At 39.1% G+C, this 17,154-nt stretch carries 14 protein-coding genes; 5 read left to right on the top strand and 9 right to left on the bottom strand.

The annotated features are described in order from the left end of the window. Positions 1-87 precede the first annotated feature (87 nt). From G8761_RS02805 to G8761_RS02785, 5 genes are all read right to left on the bottom strand, one after another. Complete coding sequence (locus G8761_RS02805; RefSeq protein ID WP_166023460.1) at positions 88-570, bottom strand: hypothetical protein; 483 nt, start codon at positions 568-570, stop codon at positions 88-90. Positions 571-746: 176 nt separating this feature from the next. Further along, a complete protein-coding gene (locus G8761_RS02800; RefSeq protein ID WP_166023458.1) occupies positions 747-2,282 on the bottom strand; it encodes an aldehyde dehydrogenase family protein in 1,536 nt (511 codons plus the stop codon). A 16-nt stretch (positions 2,283-2,298) separates the two neighbouring features. After that, positions 2,299-3,396 carry an SDR family oxidoreductase gene (locus tag G8761_RS02795; protein ID WP_166023456.1) on the bottom strand — a complete coding sequence of 366 codons (1,098 nt, stop codon included), beginning with the start codon at positions 3,394-3,396 and terminating at the stop codon, positions 2,299-2,301. A 440-nt stretch (positions 3,397-3,836) separates the two neighbouring features. Continuing rightward, positions 3,837-4,850: an EAL domain-containing protein gene (locus tag G8761_RS02790; RefSeq protein ID WP_166023454.1), complete on the bottom strand. Its 1,014-nt coding sequence runs from the start codon at positions 4,848-4,850 to the stop codon at positions 3,837-3,839. A 132-nt stretch (positions 4,851-4,982) separates the two neighbouring features. Beyond that, complete coding sequence (locus G8761_RS02785) at positions 4,983-6,563, bottom strand: peptide chain release factor 3 (RefSeq protein WP_166023451.1); 1,581 nt, start codon at positions 6,561-6,563, stop codon at positions 4,983-4,985. A 172-nt stretch (positions 6,564-6,735) separates the two neighbouring features. On the opposite strand from G8761_RS02785, the gene G8761_RS02780 reads away from it, so the two are divergent. From G8761_RS02780 to G8761_RS02765, 4 genes are all read left to right on the top strand, one after another. After that, entirely contained in the window at positions 6,736-7,605 is an 870-nt protein-coding gene (locus G8761_RS02780) for a metal-dependent hydrolase (protein ID WP_166023449.1), read from the top strand. A 178-nt stretch (positions 7,606-7,783) separates the two neighbouring features. Beyond that, the gene (locus G8761_RS02775) at positions 7,784-9,523 is read left to right on the top strand and encodes an AAA family ATPase (protein ID WP_166023447.1); all 1,740 of its coding nucleotides are present in this window, start codon (positions 7,784-7,786) and stop codon (positions 9,521-9,523) included. A 596-nt stretch (positions 9,524-10,119) separates the two neighbouring features. Beyond that, on the top strand, positions 10,120-10,632 hold the full coding sequence (locus G8761_RS02770) for an acyl-CoA thioesterase (RefSeq protein ID WP_166023445.1): 513 nt from the start codon (positions 10,120-10,122) through the stop codon (positions 10,630-10,632). A gap of 123 nt (positions 10,633-10,755) precedes the next feature. After that, positions 10,756-11,694, top strand: coding sequence for a polysaccharide deacetylase family protein (locus tag G8761_RS02765; RefSeq protein WP_166023443.1), 939 nt, complete (start codon positions 10,756-10,758; stop codon positions 11,692-11,694). Positions 11,695-12,061: 367 nt separating this feature from the next. On the opposite strand, the gene G8761_RS02760 is transcribed toward G8761_RS02765, so the two are convergent. Continuing rightward, entirely contained in the window at positions 12,062-13,771 is a 1,710-nt protein-coding gene (locus G8761_RS02760) for a glycoside hydrolase family 13 protein (RefSeq protein ID WP_166023441.1), read from the bottom strand. A 179-nt stretch (positions 13,772-13,950) separates the two neighbouring features. Between G8761_RS02760 and G8761_RS02755 the strand changes: the two genes are divergently transcribed. Then, entirely contained in the window at positions 13,951-14,388 is a 438-nt protein-coding gene (locus tag G8761_RS02755) for a YkvA family protein (RefSeq protein ID WP_338000907.1), read from the top strand. Between the two features lie 14 nt (positions 14,389-14,402). Here G8761_RS02755 and G8761_RS02750 read toward each other — a convergent pair whose 3' ends face one another. The 3 genes from G8761_RS02750 to G8761_RS02740 all read right to left on the bottom strand — a co-directional run bounded on the left by G8761_RS02750 (position 14,403) and on the right by G8761_RS02740 (position 17,147). Next, a complete protein-coding gene (locus G8761_RS02750) occupies positions 14,403-15,002 on the bottom strand; it encodes a cell wall hydrolase (protein ID WP_166023437.1) in 600 nt (199 codons plus the stop codon). 286 nt (positions 15,003-15,288) lie between these two features. After that, positions 15,289-16,158 (bottom strand): carbohydrate ABC transporter permease, encoded by an 870-nt coding sequence (locus G8761_RS02745; RefSeq protein ID WP_166023435.1) that lies wholly within the window; start codon positions 16,156-16,158, stop codon positions 15,289-15,291. Continuing rightward, on the bottom strand, positions 16,155-17,147 hold the full coding sequence (locus G8761_RS02740) for a carbohydrate ABC transporter permease (protein ID WP_166023433.1): 993 nt from the start codon (positions 17,145-17,147) through the stop codon (positions 16,155-16,157). The genes G8761_RS02745 and G8761_RS02740 overlap by 4 nt, the downstream gene beginning before the upstream one ends. Positions 17,148-17,154 lie beyond the last annotated feature (7 nt).

The raw sequence follows: 17,154 nt of genomic DNA, 5'->3' as shown, positions 1-17,154 counted from the left end.
TAAAAAATAAATAAATGACAAAAAAAATACCCCCACAATGGAGAGGTACAGTACGAATCTTCATTCCTATAATGTTAATTTACTTTATTAAGTGTTAGACTTCCATTTTTTTACTCCGCGTTTAAGTAAAAGTGAACGAATAAGAAAACCGAATAAAAGGCCAGGTATTAAAGAAAGCATAGGGAAAAAGACTATTCCAGGCTGAATCCCGAAAATAGTAGCCTTTCCCCCATATATGGTTCCTACTGTTACAAAATAAGCACTAAAAACAAACGGCAAAAAGGAAAGCTTTTCGTCAGGTGGCATGGCGTAACGGTATGCATCCCACATCGCAAACATATATACACAAGGATAAAACATCAGCCACTGAAGATTGGCAGCCTCAAATGCCAGCTTCATTTGTCCTTGAAAACTATATAGAATGGCTAAATTAAAATGACTGTTAACATTTATAATAAACTCCAATGCTATAAATAGAACTCCCTTGAGATATTTACCGGCCAAAAGCTGGCTAAATCCCGGCAGAGCGATATTCCATAACACGGCTTCTAATTTACTAAGTTTTTTCATGACCCAACCTGCTTTTTTCCTGGCGTTTTTTTGTTCTGATTCCTATGTTGTCCATTCCGAGGCTAATTTAAAGCCTTTTTATAGAAAACTATTTCAAGTTAGATTTAACAATATTTTTGTAATAAGCTTATAAAAAGAAGCCGTCCCAGGCATTTCCGGACAGCTCTGTACCCTGACTATTTTTTTAACAGTTTTAAATAATTTCGGCCAAACTCAGTCCAATTCCGTTTTCTTTGAAAGTAACTTTTAAAAAGCTTTAAGAATAACGGGTATTTTCCCTCATATGGGTACCATTGGATTTCATTTACCTTTTTGCCGCTATCCTCGATAATAGCTTTTTCATGGCAAAAAATTCTTAATCCTGCATCACCATGGTATCTGCCGATCCCGCTTTGTTTAGCGCCCCCAAAGGGGAGACCATGATTAGCTACTGTGATAATGGCATCGTTTATAACGACAGCTCCCGAAACTAGTCTTGATGCAACTCTTCTCGCTTTTGTCATGTCCATGGACCAGACACTTGCATTAAGACCGTATTCCGTTCCATTTGCTAAGGCAATTGCTTCTTCCTCCGTATCAAAAGGAATAACTGGCAGAATAGGTCCAAATGCTTCTTCCTGGATAATCTTCATATCCTGTGAAACATTTGTTACAACCGTTGGCGGCAAAAACATGCCCTCTTCCCATTCTTCAGGCCGTTTTCCTGTTTCGAGTAATGCCCCACGGGAGAGCGCTTCTTCAAGCTGTTCCCTGACAATCTGTATTTGTCCTGGGAAAGTCATCGAACCAATATCACTATTTTCATCTGTCCCCATTTTAAGTCCTGCAACCTCTGTTCTTAAAAGCTTCATAAACTCCTTATAAACAGAACGTTCGATATATAATCTTTCTGCACTCATACATACCTGGCCGCTGTTTGTAAATGCTGCCCAAACTGCACCCTTTGCTGCCCGTTTTAAATTAGCATCTGCAAAAACTATCATCGGATCTTTTCCACCTAATTCAAGAGTTGTAGGGATTAACTCTTTTGCAGCAGCCTCCTGAATTATTTTTCCTGTCCGGACGGAGCCGGTAAAAAAGATATAATCTGGTTTCCCGGCTGTAAAAGCTGCCCCTACTTCTTTCCCCCCATGTGCCACCTGAACGGTTCCTTTTGGAAAACCGATCTTATCAAACAGTTCCTCTATACATTTCCCGACCAGTGGTGTAACTTCGGAAGGTTTTAAAATGACAGAATTACCTGCAGCTAACGCACTAACCATAGGAACTACAGCAAGCTGAAGAGGATAATTCCAAGGGGAAATGACCAATACCACTCCTCTTGGCATGTATTCAATAAACGACTTTTTACCAATTAGAAGAAGCGGGGTGCCCGCTTTTTGCCTTCTTAATATTTTTTCTCCGTGCGAGCATATATGGCTGATTGCATCCAATGTAGGCATAATATCGGCAACAAGTGCTTCAGTCATCACTTTTCCGGTGTCATCGGATATAATCCTTGCAATATCCTCCATATGGTCGGCCATATACTCCTTGAGTTTTCTTAAATATTGCAAGCGTTCCCGAACTGAAAGCTGGCTCCATGCTTCAAAAGCGTTTCTTCCCCTTTGATAAAAATCCCCTACAAGTTCTGCAGGTGTCTCTTCAATTGCGCCAAGATACTTTCCCGTTGCCGGTGCATATACTTGAAGCTTTTCCTGAACTGAATGCATACTCATTCACCTAACTTTAAATGATTTTTATTTGATAAGCTGGATTGGTCTTATTTTCTAAATAAAAAGAAACCATCGGTCCAATGCCTTCCCTGAAATCCGGGCATTTAATGCCGGAACCTTTTAGATCTTCCTGTGCTTGTGAACAATCGAATTTTCCCATCCAGGTGAAATAATCCAATGCTTCCTTCTCCACACCGAGGAATCTTCTCACTGGTTTGAGAGATAGACCAATCTTTGCCATAGAAAGAGGCAGACTTCCTTTAGGCTGTTTTTTCATTAATTCTTGCATTATCATTGCATAAAGTTCAGTCACTGTATAAGGAGAAGGATCTGTTAAATGATAGGTTTTGCCAGCTCCCTTTTCCAGAAATGACAAATAGGTAGTAGCTTCAATTATATAATCAACCGGCACCAGATTTACTACAGCTTCTCCCCGTCCTATGGTTGGGATTAAAGGCAAAAAACGAAGACGGTCCAAAAAGTTCATGATAAAATAAGGTCCATCAAATTTAATTGTTTCTCCAGTTTTAGAATGCCCTTTTACAATGCCGGGACGTATAATAGTAACCGGAACTTCTTGCTTCATTTCCTCTACGAGCAATTCGGCTTTGTATTTTGTTTCCTCATAATGGTTTTTAAAAGCCTGAGGAAGCACCAGTTCCGTTTCATATAAATCGCCTTCTCTATTGCCTGCAACGTAAGCGGTACTGAAATAAGTATACCTTTTTAAATTTGCAAGACTCCTAATCCACTCATTCACATTTTTGGTTCCGATTACATTTACTTTATAGGCAATATCACGCGGAACAGCGAGATCATATATGGCGGCAAGATGGAAGACGTTTGCAATACTTCCTGATATTTCTTCTCTCTTAGCATCTGAAACTCCCAGATTTTCTTTTGTTATATCCCCTTCAATAATTTGGAACCTTTCTTCCTGCATTCCAAATTCTGAAATGATTAGTTTCTTTTCCAGTTCTGCTTTTTGTAGCATGGCAGGAAGCACAAGAACATAAACAGAACCTTGATTGTTGCTTTGTTTTAATACTTGGCGAATTAGTTGATTACAAATAAATCCCGGAAACCCTGTGAAAAAATAACCGTTTTCCATGAAAATCCTCCCGAAAAATGAATAGTTATTCATATTTTAGCCATAGCAGTAAGAAATCGTCAATTTTTTGACAGAAAATTCAGCCTTTTTTCAAAAAAATTTTTCCGTAGTATTATTATAGTAAATTATTTTAAGTAGCTGCTGTTAAACATTTATGTTAATTTGCACTCTCGGCGCTCGCTTTCCTTGGTCGGTCAAGCAACTGCCTGTATATAACTTTTCGAAAAGTATTACGAACAGCTACTTGCTGCTTTGCGACGAGCTGAAGGTTGGCTTCTTCTAACACTAGTCTCTATGGAGCAGCAAAAAGGGACCTCTTCGTTGCTTTGTGGTCCCTTTTAAACCCTTTTCCCGCTCGGTCTCTCACCTTTACTTCAATCAAAGAAGCGCAAAAGCATCTATATAGTTATAAGTTGATAATTACTAAAACGATTTATAAATTAAAAATTTGCAACGTTAAATGGGTGAGTGTAAGCTGGTTCAAAAACTGGCTTTCCGATTAAGTAACCCTGCGCAAGTTTAACTCCTATGCTCTTGCAATATTCAAGCTCTTCCAATCTTTCAATTCCTTCTGCCAAAACGATAATACCTAATTCATTTGCCAATTGAGTTACTAATGTGAGAAACTGCATCTTCCTATCATCCTGCTCACAGTAACTTATATATTGACGGTCTATTTTCAGAAAATCCGGTCGAAGCTCTTTCAGAACATCGAGGGTGGAAAAACCAGCACCGACATCATCAAGTGCAACCTTCATTCCTTCTTTTTTATATGTATTTAAAACCTTTTTCAAATGATTTATATCCTTTATTTCCTCCGATTCAACCACTTCAAAAACAAGATCTGCTGGATCAATCTCATATTTTTCAACAAGGCTGAAAGTATGCCTAAGACAAAAATCCGGATTATAAATGGTTGATGGCAAAAAGTTAATAAAACTTTTTACTCCTGGTTTAAGGAATCGTTTTTTCGCTAATATCGCGGCTTCTCTTGCCCGCTGGTCCAGCAGGGAAAGCATTCCTGCCTTTTCAGCTAATGAGAAAAGAGTCCCGGGAGATATCTGTTTGTTTCCGTGTGTACGCAAGAGGGATTCAAATCCAAAGATTTCTTCGTCTTTTTGTAAATCAATAATTGGCTGCTGATAGCTGATAAGCTCCCCTGATTCAATAATTGATATAATATCTTGATTCTTAAGTCTTATAAGTAAATTCCCAAGAGTTATTGTTAACAAAGGATGCTTTCGGCGGGAGCATAAGGATGATTGTGATTCCAGCAAAGTGTTCCCTATTTCTTCAATTTTTTCAATTAATTCAGTATGGCTTTCATAAGCATAGCACCACCATCCCTTTCCAGCATCCCAAAAGTCCTTCCTTTTTAGATCCTGGGCAGATTTTATATATAAATAACCTTTTTCTTTAAGACTAAATGGTATTCCACATTGGATGCAGCTCATTTAAAAACCCTCCTAAACACCTACATTTTGCATAATTTTAGCAAAAAACATTAGCAATAGATACTTTGAATGTGCCAGAATGTTAGAAAAACCGGCAAAGCCATTAGGGCTTGCCGGTTTTTAAATGCTTTTCTATTCGTGCATATCCATAGGGTTATATAGTTTTACCTGAGGATTTTTTTCATTGAACCATCTTAGGGCAAATTCATTTTCAAATAGGAAAACATAGTTGTCAAAACGATCTCTAACAAGCAGGCTTCGTGAGCTTGAAAGATTTTCGTCAACCGTTTCTCCTTCAACCCAGCGAGCTATTTTAGAGCCCTGGCGTTCCATTAGAACTTCCGCATTGTATTCTGCTTTCATTCTGTGTTCAAATACTTCGAATTGAAGCTGGCCAACTGCTCCAAGAAAATAATCATCCGTCTTTACTGTTTTAAACAGCTGAATGGCACCTTCCTGTACAAGCTGCTGTATTCCCTTATGGAATGATTTCTGCTTCATAACGTTTTTAGCTGATACCCTGACAAATAATTCAGGAGTAAACTGCGGGAGGCGTTCAAATTGGAAATCATCTTTTCCTGTCGTAATCGTGTCCCCAATCTGGTATGTGCCTGGATCATAAAGACCGATAATGTCTCCACTGACTGCTTCATCAACCGTGTTCCGTTCTTCGGCCATAAAAGATGTGGATTGAGCCAATTTTATCTGTTTGCTCAATCGAGGGATATTAACGGACATCCCTCTTTCAAACTTTCCAGAACAAATTCTTACAAAAGCAATCCGGTCCCGGTGGGCAGGATTCATATTGGCCTGTATTTTGAAAACAAAGCCTGAAAATTTATCAGACATCGGGTCAATTTTTCCAGCGGATGATTCGCGTGGCGCTGGTGGTGGCGCAAATTGGAGATAAGTTTCCAGGAAGGTCTGTACCCCAAAGTTTGTAAGCGCACTGCCAAAAAAGACAGGGATTAGCTTTCCATCCATAACTCTCTCCGCAGAAAAATCGTTTCCCGCTTCATTTAGGAGCATAATCTCTTCTAAAGTCTGGTCATAAAGGCCAGTAACTTTTAATGGATGGTCACCTTCTATTTCTCCATCTTCATTTAGAGAAATGAATCTTTTTGACTCATCTACCCTGAATTGCTCGACACGATTATAGAAACGATCATAAATACCTAGAAATTCTTTTCCCATTCCGATGGGCCAATTCATTGGATATGATTCAATGCCAAGAACCTCTTCGAGTTCAGCCAAAAGCTCTAGCGGTGTTTTACCCTGGCGGTCAAGCTTATTTATAAATGTAAAAATAGGAATTCCCCGCATACGGCAAACCTTAAAAAGCTTAAGTGTCTGCTCCTCTATACCCTTGGCAGAGTCAATAATCATAACAGCGCTGTCCACTGCCATAAGTGTTCGATAGGTGTCTTCACTAAAATCCTGGTGTCCAGGCGTATCCAATATGTTGACACGGTATCCATCATAGTCAAACTGCATTACACTAGAGGTAACCGAGATTCCTCTCTGTTTTTCTATCTCCATCCAGTCACTTGTTGCAAATTTACCAGTTTTCTTTGCCTTAACAGTACCGGCATCACGAATAGCTCCGCCAAACAGCAGCAGCTTTTCAGTAAGTGTTGTTTTACCCGCATCCGGGTGAGAAATAATCGCAAACGTCCTACGTGACGTTACTTCTTCTATAAAATTCTTACTCATTTGCTTTTCCTTTCTTTTGACAATAAATAATTTTTGTCCATAACTTCAATCTTATCTTTACAAGCAAAACTTTGCAATCCTTCAATGAGCAGACAGACTATTTTTCTAATGGAAACAGCAACTATTTTTTTCCATATAAAGATAGATTATAATAGAAAGAGGGGTGCCTTGAATGGATTCAATTACTCATACTTTATTCGGTCTCGCCTTATATGGTTCAGTTGATAAACGGAAAATGGAACGGAAACAAAAACTTGCCTGGCTGGCAACATCAGTCGGTGCCAGCCATATTCCGGATATTGATGTTGTCTCTCAATTATGGGATCTGCATGGCCAATATCAGATGTGGCACCGGGGTTTGACCCACTCCCTATTCTTTACACCTGTATGGGCCTTTCTCTTCTATATTTTAGCCATCTGGCTCTTTAAAACCAGGGATATAAAATTATTTTTCTTCGGGTGGCTCGCTGTCCTCATACATATAACGAGTGACCTCTGCAACGCTTGGGGAACCGGTTATCTTGAGCCTTTTTCGCACCAAAGGATATCATTCGGGACCATTCCGATTGTGGACTTGGTTTTTTGGGTTATCATTTTGGCGGCTTTTCTTTTAACTAGAAGGAATCAAACCCGTGCATCTTTCTACTACCGGGCTGGTTGGGTGCTAATTGCCGTTCATGTTTTTATCCAAAGCCTTCAGGGGTATTTTCTATTTAGCAGTTATGAAAAACTGCACGAACAAATCGCGCTTTCAGCAGACTTTGTTCCCACTTCTTTTACGGTTATCGCCAAAGATCACACGAATGTTACTATATACAAGGACGGCCTTTTTGAAAAAAGGAAGGAATTATATAAACTTTATTCGGCGGAGAATACCCATTTAGATAATTTGTTTTCAAAAAAACCTGAGGCGAAAACCTTATACCAATGGAGCCCTTTTGTGGTGATTGTTAATACTCACCACAGGCTTGGTATTTATGATCCCCGATTTTATCGAAATGGCCAATCCTTCCTATATGAATATATCAGTAAAGTAAAATAATATTGGCAGCCTTAAGGCTGCTATTTTTATTACTACTTTTACGGAGATAGTTTTCCTCACTAACCTGCAAGCCTTCTTGCTTTTCCAGCGATTCCCTTGTTTAATATTACATAATACCTATTTATTGTATTTAAGATTTTCATATAATGGAGATAGACTTTTGAAGGAGCTGAATTCATTGAATCAAAGTTCAAAATTAGTATCGAAGTTTATTCCGCTCATTGGCGTATTTATATTGTTAATTGGTGCAGCTGTTTGGATAATCCAACAATCAAATAAAGAAATCTCTGTTCCCTTCTCATCCATGGCGAAAACAATTCAGAATCAAAAAGGAGAAACGGTTACCTTGACAGAAAACTCAGATGGTTCATTGCATCTTCAAACCAAAGATGGCAAGTATGTCTCTAATGTCCCTCCTAACAGTCAAATGGTTGATAAATTAGTAGAAAAATACAATGTTGATTATTCGTTTAACAACAGCAGCAAATTTGGTAAATGGATTATGGGCGGTGTCCTTGTTTCATTGGCAGCCGCTGCTCTTGCATTCCAAAATAAAAAAGGCGGCGGCATGGGTCTTTCAAACCCAATGAAAAACAGCCTGTCCAAAGCTAGGCCTCTTCCATCTATCTCAATGCATGATGTAGGCGGATTGGGAGACGAAGTAAAAGAGGAAATCATGCAGACTCTTTCTATTTTAAAACAGCCAGAAAAATCGGCTAAATTAGGAATAAAACCTCCTAAAGGAATTCTCTTATATGGACCTCCTGGTACGGGAAAAACTCTCCTTGCCCAGGCAATTGCAAAGGAAATGAATGCAAATTTCTTTTCAGCAAGCGGATCTGCTTTTAATGAACTTTTTGTTGGTGTGGGTGCTAGCCGTGTTCGCGCGCTATTCCAAAATGCACGCAAGCAGACACCCGCTGTTATCTTTATTGATGAAGTAGACGCTCTAGCAGGCAGACGTAAACAGCATGGCGGCGAAGAAGCCGAAAAAACTCTCACTGAGCTTCTAGTTCAGCTTGATGGCGGTTATCCAAACGATGGAATTCTTTTCGTTGCAGCAACAAACCGTAAAGATATGCTAGACGAAGCTTTCCTACGTCCCGGACGTATTGACTTTTCTTTTCAAATCCCTCTTCCAGATACAAAAGGAAGACGTGAAATTATTGCAATCCATACAAAAGGCAAGGCTCTTGCCAGTGACGTTGAAGGATCACTTGACGATTTAGCTGAAAGCACATCAGGATTTTCCGGTGCCGATCTTCAATCGCTTTTTGAAACAGCAAGCAGAAGAGCAGTTCGAAATGGTCTTGAAGTTATACAGAAAAGCGACCTTGACCACGCGCTTGATCGGACAATCCTTGGAAGCTCTTCAAGAGCCCTTCAGGATCATGAAACGAAAAACCGTGTTGCGATTCATGAAGCGGGTCATGCTATTGTTTCCGAACTAACTAAGCCTGGCTCAGTCCGGAAAGCCACCATTATTCCACGTGGTGAAGCATTGGGTTATGTTGCACCAATTCCTAAAGAACTGCACCTGTCTACATCCAGCGAACTTCTTGACCGGGTATCCATGATACTTGCAGGAGGGGTTGCTGAGCGGATGTTCCTTGGTGAACATAGTATTGGAGTAAGCGGAGACGTAAAACAGGCTAAAAACCTGATCGAGCAAATGGTTGATACAGGAATGCTGCAGGATAGCTTTACCCTCACCTTTAACAAAGGCGAACGGGAAGCAAAGATGCAAGAATTGTTCCAGGAAGCACTTGAAAAATCAGAAATGCTGATTCAATCTAACCAAAGCCAATACCTCAAATTGGTTGAAGCATTATTGAAGAAAGAAACACTTGAAGGCTCTGAAGTGGAAGAAATCGTTAGAGGAGCAGCAATTAATTTCGATGAAATAGTAATGGCATAAGAGAAAAGCCAAAGAGCCTGTTTAAGCTACCTAAGATTTGATGAAAGGCGTTGCCACTTCCTGTGGCAACGCCTTTCTGATTCTCTTCCTGCCCAGTCCTCCATTCGGGTGATGAAAAGGGAAAATGAAATGTGAAAACACATTGTGCATGGGCCAAAAGCATAAGATGAGCCGGTGAGAAGATTGTTCTTTAATCTTCCGAAGGACGGCTTATGGCCACGAGCCCCTAGGAGTTACAGCTAGACAACACGAAGACCCATGCTGAATAGCATCCTGAAAATTACTACTTTTAAAAAGCATCAAGCAGCTTTGCGTCGATCTGATCAGCAGCATCTCCGAATATCCTATGGCGCAGGAGCACTATTTCGATATTGGCTTATCATAGGGAGGATTGGGATGGACACTCTTTGCACATTACAAAGCTGAAAACTCACTAAGCTCTGTAGCTAGAAAATAGTAACCCAGTAAGCAGCCAGGTGCAGAAAGCATCTGGTTTTTCTTTTGATATTTAGGATAAAGGATATAGTAAATTGCTTCATGAAGAAGCAAAAATAAAATAAATTAAGGTTTAGTACTCGCTTTGGAGGCAATTTCATATGGAAGCAAAAACTTGCAATGAGTCTAGAGTTATAAGAACCAGCAGAATATTTCCCAACGACGTAAATAACCACAATACCCTTTTTGGGGGAAAACTGATGAGTGATATGGATATGCTTGCATCAATATCGGCAACAAGGCATTCCCGCAGTGAATGCGTTACAGCTTCCACTGACTCGGTAGACTTTCTAAGTCCTATTACGCCTGAATCCTCAGTGTGTTTTGAATCATTTGTTACATACACTGGAACGTCCTCGATGGAAGTTTTTGTTAAAATTATTGCAGAAAGTCTACTGGGCGGGAATAGAAGAATTGCGGCAACTGCATTCTTTACCTTTGTAGCACTTGATGAAAATGGAAAACCCAAAAGGGTTCCATCTGTAATTCCTGAAACCGAAGAGGAAAAGAAACTTCATGAAACAGGTAAAGAAAGAGCAGATCAGCGCAAGACACACCGCAAAATGAGTAAAGATCTTGCGGATTACTTAACCACAAAAAAACCTTGGGAATAATAAAGCTAACCTTTAATGAGCAGCCATGCGACGAGTATAGGCTGTTTTTTCGTATTCAGTAAATTTTTACTAGCCATAGTCTTACCACTCTATAAGAAAAATAACTATAGAGGTGAATTTTAAATGAAAAAGTGTAAGAATACTTTCATTATTGTACTGGTATTTTTATTATTGGCTGGCTGTACTCAAGATGAAAAGCAAAAAAATAAAAACACATCAGCAAGTAAGGATTTAGGGGCGGAACCGCAGAAGGTAATAAACCTCCCTCCCCCGAACGAAAGTGACTACTCTCAAAAAATGGGCAGCCAAAATAGTGAGGAATTTAATTTGATGAATACAGGTACTACAATGACAGACGCTCAGCTTAAAACATACCTATATAATAAATTTCAAACTCCAAAGCTTTGGGGCGAGTTTCTGCCTGGCATTATGACAAGTCTCAATACAGCAAACAAATATATTGCTCTTACTTTTGATGCCTGCGGAGGCCCAAATGGGAGTGGTTATGATTCGCAGCTTATCTATTATTTAAGGCAGCAAAACATTCCAGCTACCCTCTTTATCAACAGCCGCTGGATTGATTCAAATTATAATACCTTCATGGCTTTAAGTAAGATTCCTTTATTCGAGATAGAAAACCACGGCACCCAGCATCGCCCTCTTTCAATGAATGGCCGAGAAGCATGGGGAATAAAGGGAACTCAAAATGTGAATGAAATCACCGATGAAGTGCTTAACAACGATCGTAAAATAAAAAGGCTTATAGGAAGAACACCCTATTTTTTTCGTTCAGGCACTGCATATTATGATGAAACCGGAATAAGAGTTGCAAAGGAAATTGGAGAGCAGCCGGTTAATTATAATGTTCTCGGAGACGCCGGAGCTACCTTTAAAAAGGAGCAGGTCCGAGATGCCTTGTTTAAGGCCGCACCAGGTTCAATTGTGCTTATGCACATGAATCACCCGGAGGGAGAAACCTTTGAAGGATTGAAACTCGCAATACCCGAGTTAAAAAACAGAGGATTTAAATTTGTCAGGCTGGCTGACATCCAACTGAAATGAAGCTAAACTCTTGTATCCTTTCCAGATTAAATAAGAATATAATCCTACATTCGCCAGGTAATTATTAATCATATCTCGGGATAAATCGATCATTTTAGAAACTTAATCAATCATTTTGCACTCTTTATTGATCATTTTCAGAAACGTATCAATTAAATTGTCGATCCATATAAGAAAAGCGCAAGCGCCCGTTCAGGGACGTATGGACTGGGGCCCACTTCGACTGAGATAAAGGATACACGAAATGCAAAGCATTTCGATGTTGACTTATCGTAGGGAGAAGCGGGATGGACACTAGGCGCTGGGTGCTGGAGCTAGACAATTTAAAAGGTAAAACTTTATACTTTCTTATTTAAAGAACCTCCCCTCACGAAGAGAGAAGGTTCTTTAATTTTAAATTTTCAAATAAAAGAATTTGCGATTCATATGGTCTCAAAGTTAATAGTGATACAGAGCCTGTTTCCTCCCAGCTATAGTTTCCAAGAATGTGTTTATAGCTTTGTCTTTGGAGCTCTCCAGGAATTTCAAAGGATGGTTCATTTCCATAGAAATTGCAGACTACCAGCAATGTCTTGCCATTATATTCTCTTGTATAAGCAAAAATCTCCGGATCATTTTCTTCAATCAAATTATACTTTCCATAAACAACTATTTCATGATCTTTTCTTAATTGTATCAGCTGCTTAAAGTAATGGAAAACTGAATTTTTGTCCTCCACTGCTTTTTTTACATTGATTTCTTTATAATTTGGATTTACTTTAATCCATGGTGTTCCTGTTGTAAAACCCGCATTCTCCGAATCATCCCATTGCATAGGTGTCCGTGCATTATCTCGGCCCTTTACATAAATACTTTTCATGATGCTTTCAACCGAAACATTCTCTGCCACTTTTTCTTTATAAAAATTAAGTGTTTCAATATCACGATAGTCTTCAATTGAAGAAAAAGAAACATTTGTCATTCCCAGCTCTTCCCCCTGATATACATATGGGGTTCCCTTCATCATATGGATGATGGTTGCAAGCATTTTGGCAGATTCCAGCCGATATTCCTTGTCATTACCGAATCGGGAAACAACTCGAGGCTGGTCATGATTGCAAAAATATAGACTGTTCCAGCCAACCTCTTCAAGGGCATTTTGCCATTTGGTTAAATTTCTTTTTAGATCAAGCAGATTAAGTGGTTTTAGGTTCCACTTTCCTCCCGGGCCGCTATCAAGATCAACATGTTCAAACTGGAACAGCATATTGACTTCATTACGGCTGGAGTCTGTATAAAGACGGGCGATTTCAGGGTCTGAACCAGGCATTTCGCCCACTGACATGATGTCATACTTTGAGAGTACTTCCTTATTCATTTCCTGAAGGAATTCATGAATTCGCGGACCATTCATAAAATGTGGGCTGCCGTCGCCATAGCGGTGTCCTGGTCCAGCCTCTCCATCTGGCAGACCTTCCTCTTTGGATATAAAATTTATAACATCCATTCGGAAACCGTCAATTCCCTTATCCAGCCACCATTTCATCATGTCATAAACTTCATTGCGCAGTTTCGGATTCTCCCAATTTAAGTCAGGCTGCTTTTTTGAAAAGATATGTAAAAAATATTCATCTGTAGCTTTATCATATTTCCAGGCTGACCCGCTGAAAAAAGAACCCCAGTTATTCGGCTCTCTGCCTTCCTTGCCAGGACGCCAAATATAATAATCTCTATATGGGTTATCTTTTGATTTACGGGACTCAACAAACCAGGCATGCTCGTCAGAACTGTGATTTACAACCAAATCCATAATTAACTTCATGTCGCGATTATGTACCTGGGCTAGCAGTTCCTCCCAATCAGCCATTGTTCCAAAGTCATCCATAATATCACGGTAATCACTAATATCATATCCATTATCATCATTCGGTGATTTATAAACCGGGGATAGCCATATTACGTTTATACCTAATTCCTTTAAATAATCAAGACGTGAGATTATCCCTTGAAGATCACCAATTCCATCACCATTGCTGTCCATAAAACTTCGTGGATAAATCTGGTATACAACACTTTCTTTCCACCATTTTTTCTCCATATATCTATTCCTCCTAACGGTGCACCTTTTATTAAAGATACCTTCTTTTAAATGAGAAGAAAAGCAATTACTCAAAAACCTCCCCCTGAAAAAAGGAGAATACTTTTCAAAAGTTTAAATCCGCTATTTAGTGGAAAATTACTTAAATAAGCAATAAGTTTTTACCAAGAAGGGTTGTGGTGATTTTGTTTGGTTTTAAAAAGGATCGCATTGAAAAAGAACAGCAAAAATATGAATTAAAAGCTAAAGATTATATTAATAACCCTAAAAAGACACAGGGTCTTTTAAAAAGTGCAGTAAAGAAAGCAAATGATAAAAAGGGGACTCTTGGGGAAACATGGGACAAGCTCCAGCTTTTTTTCGACCTAATTAAAGCGTGGACAAAGGGCGATTATCGGGATATTTCGAAAGGAACAATTATGACTGTTATTGGAGCTGTAATTTACTTTGTCTCTCCTATAGACATTATACCCGATTTCCTTGTTGGTTTTGGGATCTTTGATGATGCAGCAGTTATAGGATTCACACTAAAGAAAATTTCAGGGGACCTGGAAAAGTTCAGGGAATGGAGAGATTCTTCTTCGCCTTTAATAAATGCACAAAACCCTCTTGAGTAAAAATCAAGAGGGCTTTACATGGTAAACCTGTGATTACCAATATCATTAATGGCTGGTCTTGAATAAAGCCAGCTTTGTTTAATTTTATGAGGGTTAAAAAAGAACAGGGCTTTTGTAACTTCCCCATCTTTTGCAATTGCTTCATTTACTGCTTTTTTGGCATCCGGTCCGGCAGGTTTGTTAATCATTCCATTATCAACTGGCTGGAATTGATTCTTTTGATATATTACCTGCTTTATGGTATCGGGAAACTTATCACTTTTAACACGATTAAGTACCACTGCTGCTACAGCTACTTTACCTTGGTAAGGTTCCCCTTTCGCTTCAGCTTGAACAAGTCGTGCCAAAAGTTCTTTCTCCTGTGGGCTAACCGATTCCGGCACAATCACTTTTTCCCCATTAGGCAATTTTGTATTCCCGTCATCATTACTATCTTTTATTTCCTGAGCAGGAACTCCGTATTTTACCGCGATTTCTTTAACGGTTTCTCCTGACTTTGCTTTATGAACTTTAACTGTATCTAAAGTTTTTGCAGTTGCGCGGGTTTCAGGAAACAGATTGGCAAACGGGAATAAAAAAGAAATAGCGGCCGTAAAGATGGCTATCTTTTTCATTTGTCTTCCTCCCTTATCCTTTATTTTTCCACCTCAATAACCGTAACATGGATGATATGTTCAACCCAACCCCAAAAACTTACCAAGGAAATGGAGGAAATACCAACCAAGATAACCAATTTGTAAATTGTGTTTAAAATACGACTCTTTATGAAGGTTAATGGAGGATTTTTGAAGAATCTCTCACCACTCGTTAACATCCATATTTTGCTGAATCAACACTAAGTTTTAACACATGCTTATAATAAAAATTTGGCTGCCAATTGGCAGCCAATATAGGGTGTATTTAGCCCTTTGTTCCTGATGAAATATTGGATCCTTCGATAAAATAACGCTGGAAAAAGAAGAAGATTAAAACAATCGGAATAAGAACCATGACTGACATAGCCATTAGATAATGCCATTGAGTCTGAACAGTTCCTTTGAAGGTCTGGAGACCAATTTGCAGGGTATAAAGCTTTTCATCATTAATGTATAACAGCGGTCCAAGTACATCATTCCAAGCACCGGTAAAGGAAAAAATAGCTACTGTAATTAAAGCTGGCTTTGTTAAAGGCAGCATAATATGCCACCAAATCTTCCAATGGTTTGCGCCATCAAGTACTGCCGCTTCCATCAATTCATTTGGAATAGACATCATAAACTGTCTAAGTAAAAATATAAAAAATGCACTTCCAAAAAATGCAGGAACAATTAATGGAAGATAGGTGTTAATCCAGCCAAGCTTTGAAAATAATATATATTGTGGAACCATGGTTACAAATCCAGGTATAAGCATGGTCGATAATACAATTGTAAACAATACATTGCGCCCTTTAAAATTAATTTTAGCAAAAGCATACGCTACAATTGAATTAATAAACACGCTTCCCAATGTACCGCAAGTGGCAATAAATAATGTATTTAAGGTCCATCTTGTAAAGGGGGCGGTTTGCCATGCTTTTAGATAATTTGAGAATTGGAATTTAACCGGCATAAAAGATGGTGGAAATTGAGCTATTTCTGCCGGGGTCTTTAAAGATGTTGAAATCATCCACCATAATGGCGAAAGAATAATAATACTGCCTGCCGCCAATAAAAGTGTAATCAAAAGGCTTTTTGATTTTTTTTTGAAACTTCTCGTTTGATAGAATTTTGGTGAGACATACTGACTCATTTTTTGTCTCCTCCCTCATAATGAACCCATTTTTTTCCGAATTTCATATTAAAGACCGTCAGGGCCATCACAATAATAAACAGGAGCCATGCCATTGCAGAGGCATATCCCATGTTGAAGTTTTTAAAAGCATTGTTCCACATATGAAGATTATAGAAAAGCAGGGAATTTGACGGGCCGCCGCTTCCGTTTTCCGTCATTACATAAGCTTCCTGGAAAATTTGAAATGCCCCAATCGTACTGGTTACCAAATCAAAAAAGATAACTGGCGAGATCATTGGAAGGGTAATATAGCGGAACTTTTGAAAGGCAGTCGCTCCTTCAATCTCTGCTGCTTCATACATTTGCTGTGAAACACCCTGAAGGCTGGCCAGATACAAAAGCATACCTCCGCCAACACTCCACATTTTCATCAACAGTAAGGCAGGTTTTGTCCATTTAGGATCAAAAAGCCATGCCGGGCCATCAATTCCAAACCAGCCCAAAAACGTATTTACCAGACCAGCCGACGGACTTAAAAGCTGCATCCATAAAAAGTACACGGCAACACCGGATAAAACCGCAGGCAAATAATAGATCGTACGGAATATTTTCATGCCGTACACTTTTTGATTTAAAAGAACAGCGAGAAGGATTGCTCCTGCTGTTGTAAGAGGAACAGAAAAAATCACATAATATAAAGTGTTCCATAAGGAAGTCCAAAAAAGTGTATCTACAGTAAACATCTGCTTATAGTTATCAAGCCCAATAAAATTCATAGTTGAGGTAATGTTATAATCTGTAAAGCTCGCTGCTAGTGAAAAGAGCAAAGGTCCAAGCGTTAATCCAAGGAACCCGATTATCCATGGGCTAATAAATAGATAACCCCATATGTTTTCTCTCGTTTTCTTGGATAGGCCTTTTTTGGCAATGGTAGGGGTATCTGCTGCTGTGGAAGTTTTTTCGATGTATTTATCTTCGAGTACATGTACTGATTGAGAAGGTTTCATTCCCCTT

This window comes from Neobacillus terrae, assembly GCF_011393025.1.
Lineage (GTDB): Bacteria > Bacillota > Bacilli > Bacillales > Cytobacillaceae > Neobacillus_A > Neobacillus_A terrae.
The sequence above is the reverse complement of the archived record's forward strand: the minus strand, read 5'-3'. Positions and strand labels throughout refer to the sequence as shown.